This is a genomic window from Nereida sp. MMG025, assembly GCF_021654165.1.
Taxonomy (GTDB): Bacteria; Pseudomonadota; Alphaproteobacteria; order Rhodobacterales; family Rhodobacteraceae; genus Nereida.
Genome location: NZ_JAKFZN010000026.1, coordinates 1 through 1,666, shown reverse-complemented (window position 1 = coordinate 1,666; position 1,666 = coordinate 1). Strand labels below are relative to the sequence as shown.

The following is a 1,666-nucleotide window of genomic DNA, read 5'->3' as shown; positions in this document are numbered from 1 at the left end:
AAACGGTGCTTGGCCTTCAGGCATACGAACGTGCGCCCCGTTGCATCCGCCACATCGTCGCCCGCCAGCGTCACGCGCCAACCCGCGCCCAAGCTGACCACATCGCCCATCGCACGGTGGCGGGGCGCTTGGCCGCGTTCTGCGTCCAGTCGCGTGCTGACCACGCCGCGCCCTTCGCCCTGGTCCAGATAATCGCCGGGCCAGTCGTAGCTCTCAATATCGCCGCTTGGATGGCTGGCATCGCCAAGTTGATCCACTTCTTGCGTGGCCGTTGGTGTCTTGAAGTTATACTCCGTCAGCCGCACAGCGCCTGTGGTGATGCGCTGCGCAGACGACCAGGTGTTGAAGTGTTCCTCATCCGCGCGGTGATAGCCGTCCACGCCGAAGTATGGCCGCGACGCACCCGGCACTTCGGGCAGGCTGCTGGCGGTGTCGACCAGCACCATCGTGTGCGATCCCGCCTCGTGGCGCCATCCCCAGGTGATACCGTGGCGCTCCAGCTGACGGCGCACGAAGTCCGCGTCGCTCTCGCCGTATTGCACGGTGTATTCCAGCACGGGATAGTCGCCCGTGAGCTGTATATCCAGATGCGGCGCCCCGAGACCCGCGTAGGACGCAAAGACGTCCTGCGCGATGTCTATAACGGTTTTGTTGTGAAATATCCGCATGTTACGGCGCAGGCCAGCCACATGAAGCCAGGGCCGCAGCACCAGATCATAGCGCCAACCGTTCTCGAACGCGCCGCGCGCTTCGGCCTCCACCACGATGCCGTCGAACGCGCGGGAGCCTGTTGCGTGGTCAATCTCAACAGTCGCGTGCGTGCCCAAAAGCGCGTGCAGATCAAGCCCCGCATCAGGCGACAAAGCCTCAACCCGCCACTCAAAATCCCCCGACAGCTCCTCTGTGCCGTCCATGCGCAACAGCACCAGCGTGTCCGCACCCAGCGAGGTCGTGAGGCGACCCTGACGGTCCTGCTGGCTGAAATGGGTGTTCATAAAAAGAGACCTAAAAATACAATTTATAAGAGAAACTTAACGGCTTCCCTTCCGAAAAGGAAGCTATTTCAACTTTGTTGCCATCGTGCTGAAAAAGCAGACCAAAACCACCGTTTGTTGAATGGCCTAGCGCGAAAGCCGAGGGTGGCGCAGACGCAGCGAAAGGCTGCAAACCCCGCTTTTGACGGTTCAATCAAGCCGCAATGAGTGGCCAGTTTGGTTGCCACCTGATTATGCTCGATCCAATGGCCGGTTTGGCAAGAAGCTCTTTGCATTCGAAAAGATCCTGCAACAAGCGCGAAGAAATGCTGCGTCAGAACAGCCGGAAAATGAAGTTCGGAAAAGCCCCCTTACCGGACATCCATCGCAGAGCTTTCAAAAGTCTGCTATGCGGACGGAGCTGCCGTTCGATTGCTCAAAAATGACGCAGCATATGAGTAAGCCGATCTCGCAACTGCGTTTGTTGCACTATGTTCGCCATCAGGAAATGGTCAATCACCAGTCTGTCAATATGGGGGCACACACCGATTATGAATGTCTGACGCTACTCCATACTCGCAACGAAGGATTGCAGGTTATGACCCAGAACAATCAATGGATCGACGTTCCTGTCGATCCTGCCGTGCTCGTCGTGAATATAGGCGACATGTTAGAGGCTTGGAGTAATGGTT

General features: G+C 57.7%; 2 protein-coding genes. One reads left to right on the top strand and one right to left on the bottom strand.

Annotated features, from left to right (window positions below; translation table 11 throughout):
- Positions 1-995: type VI secretion system Vgr family protein (locus tag L1065_RS15645; RefSeq protein WP_237096447.1), on the bottom strand; the 995-nt coding region annotated here is incomplete at its 3' end.
- A 181-nt stretch (positions 996-1,176) separates the two neighbouring features.
- Between L1065_RS15645 and L1065_RS15640 the strand changes: the two genes are divergently transcribed.
- A partial coding sequence (locus L1065_RS15640; RefSeq protein ID WP_305082567.1) for a 2OG-Fe(II) oxygenase family protein occupies positions 1,177-1,666 on the top strand: 490 nt, incomplete at its 3' end.